Origin of the sequence: Actinomadura sp. NPDC048955 (assembly GCF_040649435.1) — a bacterium.
In the GTDB taxonomy this organism is placed as follows: Bacteria; Actinomycetota; Actinomycetes; order Streptosporangiales; family Streptosporangiaceae; genus Spirillospora; species Spirillospora luteofluorescens.
In genome coordinates this window covers 1-6747 of record NZ_JBEZJI010000127.1, presented here as the reverse complement: position 1 = coordinate 6747, position 6747 = coordinate 1, and the positions used below count along the sequence as shown (strand labels likewise).

General features: G+C 29.7%; 6 protein-coding genes. 4 read left to right on the top strand and 2 right to left on the bottom strand.

Features of this window, described 5'->3' with window-relative positions; all coding sequences use genetic code 11:
• Positions 1-515: 515 nt before the first annotated feature.
• Positions 516-1796 carry a MobV family relaxase gene (gene mobV, locus AB0C84_RS44985; protein WP_361078814.1) on the bottom strand — a complete coding sequence of 427 codons (1281 nt, stop codon included), beginning with the start codon at positions 1794-1796 and terminating at the stop codon, positions 516-518.
• A 382-nt stretch (positions 1797-2178) separates the two neighbouring features.
• On the opposite strand from mobV, the gene AB0C84_RS44980 reads away from it, so the two are divergent.
• Positions 2179-2631: a hypothetical protein gene (locus AB0C84_RS44980; RefSeq protein WP_002494373.1), complete on the top strand. Its 453-nt coding sequence runs from the start codon at positions 2179-2181 to the stop codon at positions 2629-2631.
• A gap of 590 nt (positions 2632-3221) precedes the next feature.
• On the opposite strand, the gene AB0C84_RS44975 is transcribed toward AB0C84_RS44980, so the two are convergent.
• On the bottom strand, positions 3222-3596 hold the full coding sequence (locus tag AB0C84_RS44975) for a hypothetical protein (RefSeq protein ID WP_002494371.1): 375 nt from the start codon (positions 3594-3596) through the stop codon (positions 3222-3224).
• Between the two features lie 101 nt (positions 3597-3697).
• On the opposite strand from AB0C84_RS44975, the gene AB0C84_RS44970 reads away from it, so the two are divergent.
• The 3 genes from AB0C84_RS44970 (at position 3698) to AB0C84_RS44960 (ending at position 6393) form a co-directional block, all read left to right on the top strand.
• Positions 3698-4423 (top strand): hypothetical protein, encoded by a 726-nt coding sequence (locus tag AB0C84_RS44970; RefSeq protein WP_176746432.1) that lies wholly within the window; start codon positions 3698-3700, stop codon positions 4421-4423.
• A gap of 591 nt (positions 4424-5014) precedes the next feature.
• On the top strand, positions 5015-5383 hold the full coding sequence (locus AB0C84_RS44965) for a Vpu (protein ID WP_049383518.1): 369 nt from the start codon (positions 5015-5017) through the stop codon (positions 5381-5383).
• A gap of 917 nt (positions 5384-6300) precedes the next feature.
• Positions 6301-6393: a type I toxin-antitoxin system Fst family toxin gene (locus AB0C84_RS44960; RefSeq protein ID WP_115172131.1), complete on the top strand. Its 93-nt coding sequence runs from the start codon at positions 6301-6303 to the stop codon at positions 6391-6393.
• Positions 6394-6747 lie beyond the last annotated feature (354 nt).

Sequence of the window (6747 nt, the reverse complement as noted above, 5' to 3'; positions counted from 1 at the left end):
TGTCCCTTTTACTGTTACAAAATGTCCCTTTTACTGTTACAAAATGTCCCTTTTAACATTTCAAAAGCCTTGTCCCTCTAGGTCTTAAACAGTACTTAAAAAGGTTTATAAAAAGATTTATAAAAAGATATTAAAAAGGTCGGAGTGAAATACTCCAAATTCATTCAAATATACTTCTAAAGAAACGAACACAAAAATAAACTTTTAAAAGAATGGAGGTATTTTTTAAAGTTTAGAAACCCAAAATATTTTCATCAATTAATCTAGAAAAATCTAGAAATCATACTCACATCTATCATTTCCAATACAATATCTTTGCTACCTTGGAATTCTTATAATAATATAGAAATGCAAAGGTATTGTTCCTCCTTACAGAACTATTTAATAAGCGCTGTAAGTAAGGTAATGATTGTTCTTAATCGGTTAATCATACTTATTAAATTTTTATCTCCTCTTTTCATGAGATAAGCACTCAAACAAGTATCATACTTGCCTGAGTGCTTATTTTTATTGATTTATTCTAATTCTAAGTCATTCTCTGTCTCTTTTTTAATAGGTGCTGATGCCTTTCTTATATGATGGTCTATCCCTGATACATCACCTTGATACGCATGTGTTAAAGCCCCCTGATCCACCGTATCGGGATCAATACCGACTTCTGGCATGCGTTGATATTTAATTTCTGCGCTTAATTCAATGTTCATATCTTTCAATGCACATCGAAGTCCCGCAAACAAAATACGTGTATCGTTTCTTACCATATCGTTCATCGCTTGATGACGTGCATTTAACATGTCTAAATGGTGTTCGAGTTGATTATTTTGTGTTGTTAAATGTTGATTGCGCTTGTTCAAATCTCGGTAATTCATTCTAAGGCCACTCAGATACGCCTCATACGCTTTGATTTCTTTTTGGTAATTTTCCTCATCTTTTTTAAAATCGTCCCTAGAAATCGTTCTCAGTTGCTTGTATAGGTCAATATCTTCTTGAGCCTGTTGAGAATCCTCTTGTAAAAAATGATTTTTCCGTTTTAAGTTTTGAATATCCCGAGTTAAATTTTCTTTTTCATCGTGTAAATCGTTGATATCCCTCAACAATTGTTTTTTCGTTTCAATTTGTTGGTCTAATTCACTTAAAACTTTCGCTTTCTTTTTATATTCATGAATATCTTGAATATACGTTTTATTATCATCGGTACTCCCACGTTCAACATCAAAACCTTGCTGGCACAGATGTGTTGTTAATTCATCATGGATGTGATTAATCGCTTGTCGATTCATAGCTGTACGTGCTGATAACCGTCCTTGATGATTAACAGGTATAAAGTGAAGGTGCATATGAGGCGCTGATTCATCCATATGAACTTTCGCTGAAACGATATTGGCTTCGCCAAAACGTTCACTGAAGTAATCTTTACATGTCTTAAAGTAGTGTTTTGTACGTGTTTCTCCCATACGGTCGGCCTCTTCTTTCGATAACGTAATGATATTGGAATACATCACCACACTATTTTTCTGTACACGTGACCCCTGTTCTTTATAATAATCGACTCTATCTTTCACACGATGATACAAATGACGTTCATCTTCAACTAAATCAAAGTTTAAGTTTGTCCGTTTCAAATCAATCTCATCGTTTTTGATTCTCCCTTTACGTTCTTGTTCCATCTCTTTGCCTTTAACATCGCTCATTTTATTTTTTTGCGTATTCCAAGCTAATTTCAAATTGAGCGCCCTCCCCGAAGCTTTTTGATTTGTCTGTGGTTCTCTACTTTCGAGAACCTTCGCAAATATCATTTTACAAGCGCTGTGATTGTCTACCTTCGACAATGCTTCGCTTATGTAAAATGATGGATACTCTCACCGCTACGCCTCAAACATGTGAGGCTGATTCCGCAATGAGAGTATAGCTCGATATACTCTTACATTCAAATGTAAGAGTTATCTTCGCTCTGGCGAGGCCATCACTACATTCAAAAATATATTTTTGAATTCCGTTATATAGCTAACAAATGACATACGCATTATCAAACAAATATGTTTGAAAATATGTATGCCAAATGTTAGCTCACAACACCTCGAATCATACATATTTATTAGCATACATATGTATGTTATATTAATATAAAAATAAGCACACATATGTATGCTTATCATATATTAATTATGAGGTGATTCAATGCCAAAAAAACAAAGCTCGAAAGAAAAAATCTTAACCGTTCGTGTCAGTCAAGCGCAATACAAAAAGATACAAGATTTAGCCTACATACGTAGTATGAATGTCACAGAATATATACGCCAAACAGCTGTGGGTAATCGGATTAAACCGACGGTGATTGAATATCCAAAAGAGCAAATAACGATGGATGATTCTAATTCTAAGAATAATACGAATAATTTGTATAAAGTTATTGAACATCTAGAAGAAGACAACGAAGCACTCAAATCAGACAGAGACGCACTTCGACAACGTCATGACCAACTTGAAGATGATATAGAACAATACAAAAGGGAGAATGAGATATTTCATCGCTTGTTAGAGCACTTTGATAGTACTGCATTTATGAATTTTAATACGTATCGTGATGATAGACCATTAAAAAAAGAAATTAAACGATTGAAAGAACATTAAAAAGGCTACTCAAAAAATGTTTATCGTAAGAAATGGGGCAAAAAGAAGACATTAATGCTTTCTATTTTTTGTTGTACCAATAATTAATAATACAAAAAATAGAAAACCTAATAAATAAAATATTTTTTCTCCTAAAGGATTTCCAATGATATTTTCATTCAATCCTATAATCAAACAAACTATAAAAATAACAATAATAATGCCTGAATAAATCTTATTTTTTAATAACATAAAATTAACCTTTCTTTTCTATAAAATCTGGGATACTACCAATAATTAACCCCAATAAAAATACAAATCTGAAAAAATATGAATATAGTCTAAAAAAGGAAATCAAATATTAATTTCACAATTAGCAATAATATAAATGCTATCACTGTACTATTTAACAAAATATACATGATTTTTTTGTATATTTCATGACTATTTTTTCTCTTAAAAAAATCATAAAAACACTCCAGATTCTTAGCCAGATTTCTAACGATTATCATAGCATAGAAGCTTAATGCTATATGGACGTAATTAGCTATATTTTTCTAACTTTGCAACAGAACCAGAATAACTAACACGAAAAATGAGTAGCAATTATGCTACTCATAAATATTTTTATCAAAAACTTCCAACTTGGTTACTTTAGGAATTTCAGGAAACAAACCAAAATTAAGATGTACAAAAAGCGCTCCTTCTTTACCATTAATCGTACTAGTAAAATACCCTATATGACCTCCACCTTGATTATCTGTATCTCCTTTTATTGTCACATGTTTAGCATGTTTCAAAAGTTGATATGTTTTATTATTCGCGGATATTTCTTTTAGTTTCTTTGTATCATGATTTGAAATATAATTATTTATTTCTTTTTCAGCAGAATAACGTGTCCAACTATCAAAAAAAATTAAATTTACATAAAAATAACAAAAGCCTAAAACTATAATAGTACCAAGTATATAAACTATTTTTTTCATTTAAAGACTCCTTATCTCCTCAAAATATTTAAGTTTTTATGGTAAATTAAAGTTGCATAATAATCCAACAAAAACACTTTAAAAGGAGTTGTCCGAAACAAATGAAACATGTGTTTAAAGTCTTTTTAGCCAGTATGTTAGCCACTCTTTTAGGTTGTACTGTCGTAACTTCTCATCATGCCTCTGCAGCTGAAAACCATCCTTCAACCAAACAAGATACTAAATTAGTCGCTACCTATAAGACTTCTCAAGTTGACGCAAAAACAATGAAACAATTCAAATCTATAGCTAAAGAAGATCCTAATTTCCATATTAAAAAACAACAAGGTAAAGTTATCATAGAAGAATTATTCCCTAATCCAAAGAAACAAAAATCAAATTATACAGCTAACCGTAGCACAAACAATCATACAAGAGTATTAAATTTTTCTGATTTTATAGGAAATATGGACGGAAACAATACTCATAATACATCAAATAACATATCAACATATAGTAAACACAAAGGCAAAGTATATAAAGGGCCAACTAAAGATGGCCAACATGTAAAAAAGGGAATGCATGTTCATTGTAATCGATTTAACGGAACAAAATCTGATCATAGATACTGGTCAAAAAAACATCCTAGAGCTTATGTAGATTTTTATAAAAGTGACTGTTGGTTCCATGCTAGCAAATATCATTGTTATTCTATGAATAATCCAAAGGGTATGGTTAAGTGCGATGGTTTAAACCAACTCTATCATAAAGGTGTCAAAGATTGCTCATCATGGAAAGGTAAACCTAAACACAAAAATTGGCCTAAAACAGCATGGTATAGAAATTAAACGACTGAAAGAACAATAAAAAAGCAAGAGACTATGATGATTGATAGTCTCTTGCTTTTTTTATTTTAGATTACATGATTGCTTAATTTTAGAAAAATGTTTTAACTTTTTTAGCTCCTTTAATATTTTTAGGAAGATTATATGGGTTAAAGTAGTGATAAACACCTGTTGAATTTACAGACTTTTTACCTGCACCGTGCACCGAAATAATACGATTGCCAAACAAGTTTTGAACAATATGTGTGATATGTATCATTTATATTGGAATTTAAAGAATATGTAATACTTTTTCTTTTTTGAAAATGTTTGATATTGTTCTTCCTTCATTTCTTGTTGAGCTTCTTTCTCCATTTGATATTTAGCACGATAGTTTTCTTCTTGGAACTTTTTCCACTGTTTATAAGTGGTAGATTTTTATACCCTTGTGCATGAGATTGCATGGGTAACATAATAATTATTACTGATGTAATTAAACAGATTTTAAAAACAAATTTTTGATAAGTATTCAATATTATTTAAATACTTTATGATAAAATGTTTTATATATAGACATTATCATGAAAATTATTAAAAAAGAGGAATTATACAAAAATGAAGAAAATCTTAAAAATATTAATAACTTCTATTATTGTTATCATTATTGCCTTAACAGTTTGGACTTTTAGTGTGATTACTTATCAGAAACACAAGAGTGAGAAAATCATCGATCACGTTATAGAACGTAAGGGTTGGGATAAAAAAATAAAAAATGAAAAAATGAGTTTTAATATTATGATGGGATATGCTGAAAAAGATATTGTTTTTAAAGATCAACCATATAGTGAGTATGAGTATAACGTGACGCCAGCACCAGCACCATGGACAGATGATAAAGAATATAAGGTGTGGGGGGAAACAGATTTACAAAAGAAAGACTCCTATTATAAATATCTTTTAGAATCAGAATCTTACAGAAAATAATATAAATGTATAACATAATAAAAAATAGAGATCATTCATCTACCACTTAGAGACAGCGTAGACTTCTACCTAATTATATTAATAAAATGATATTGAAGGAAAAATAATATTGAAAAGAGAGATTTTAAAATGAAATGGTTAAAAATCATTATATTAATTTTATCTTTAGTTCCAATAGAATTTATCGGATTATTTACTGATTATCAAACAGGTTTATTAATAGGTTACATCCCATTTATAATAGTTGCTATATTAATGAGTATATCCATTTTTAAATTCGGCTTTAAAAATAATATAAGTATTGTAATAGGTAGATGCATTGGAATATTTCTTTCTTGGGTATGTGTTCATTTATTTATGAACATTTACGATTCATCAAATTATTTTAAACCTCTTACCACAGATATTTTTTCATTATTTTTAGGAGCTATTTATTTCATATTTATTATGCTTATATATTTAGTTATCTATGACTTTTCTCACCGTAATAAGTGACTATTATGTTACTTATATTAAAGGACACAAAGATTAATTTAACAACGTTTGTATTTTTTAGTATTTATACAAACTAACTACCTATAATCGTTAATTATGTCAACTACACACAAAGGCTTAAACGTTGATTTAACAGCGTTTAAGCCTTTGTCTTGTGATTATCGATTATTCATATTTTATACATTCCCTTAACCACGCGTTTTCATGCATTTTCATCACGTGAACTTTTGTATCTTTATTCAAAATCTCAAATGACAAAACAGCGGTTTAAATTTATTTATTTGATTAGTTATCTGAAATTTTTCATTTATTTTATTTGTTATATAAAGAATAATACCAAAGAAGTATATTAATTAAGTTTCTGTTATAATACTTAGGTCGTCTTACTTCCGGCGATAGATTCGGCGGAAGGAGGTGAAATCATGAGTTTAATATTTGTTTGTATAATAGCACCTATTATAGTAGAGTGCTGTGTTGCGATTTTCACGTTTTGGCTAAACAACCGCAATAAATAAGGCGACATAGCCTCACCACTAAAGAACCCCAACCTACTGGCATAGGTTGGGGTTCGGTGATACATGAGTTCAATATTTGTTAATTTCAGTATATCTTGTAGCTTCTTCATTTGTAAACTATTTTACATTAATTTTTATATAACAAGTGGTTATAATATTTTCCAATATCAATCAGTTAATAGTGTTATGTACAAAATATAATCGTATGTTATCCTTCGTTTATAGATGATATTACTTGTTAATTTATCATATACTATTTCCTTGTCTTTTTCACTTTTCGTGTTACCACTCATTTACTGAGTGGTTTTATTTTCATCTTTTATGAAAGCGCATACTATTAATATATTTTTTCCT

Bases quoted from the DNA above. Each gene is read 5' to 3' on its own strand.
- mobV (WP_361078814.1), bottom strand. From the start codon at position 1,796: ATGATATTTGCGAAGGTTCTCGAAAGTAGAGAACCACAGACAAATCAA.
- AB0C84_RS44965 (WP_049383518.1), top strand. From the start codon at position 5,015: ATGAAGAAAATCTTAAAAATATTAATAACTTCTATTATTGTTATCATT.
- AB0C84_RS44975 (WP_002494371.1), bottom strand. From the start codon at position 3,596: ATGAAAAAAATAGTTTATATACTTGGTACTATTATAGTTTTAGGCTTT.
- AB0C84_RS44970 (WP_176746432.1), top strand. From the start codon at position 3,698: ATGAAACATGTGTTTAAAGTCTTTTTAGCCAGTATGTTAGCCACTCTT.
- AB0C84_RS44960 (WP_115172131.1), top strand. From the start codon at position 6,301: ATGAGTTTAATATTTGTTTGTATAATAGCACCTATTATAGTAGAGTGC.
- AB0C84_RS44980 (WP_002494373.1), top strand. From the start codon at position 2,179: ATGCCAAAAAAACAAAGCTCGAAAGAAAAAATCTTAACCGTTCGTGTC.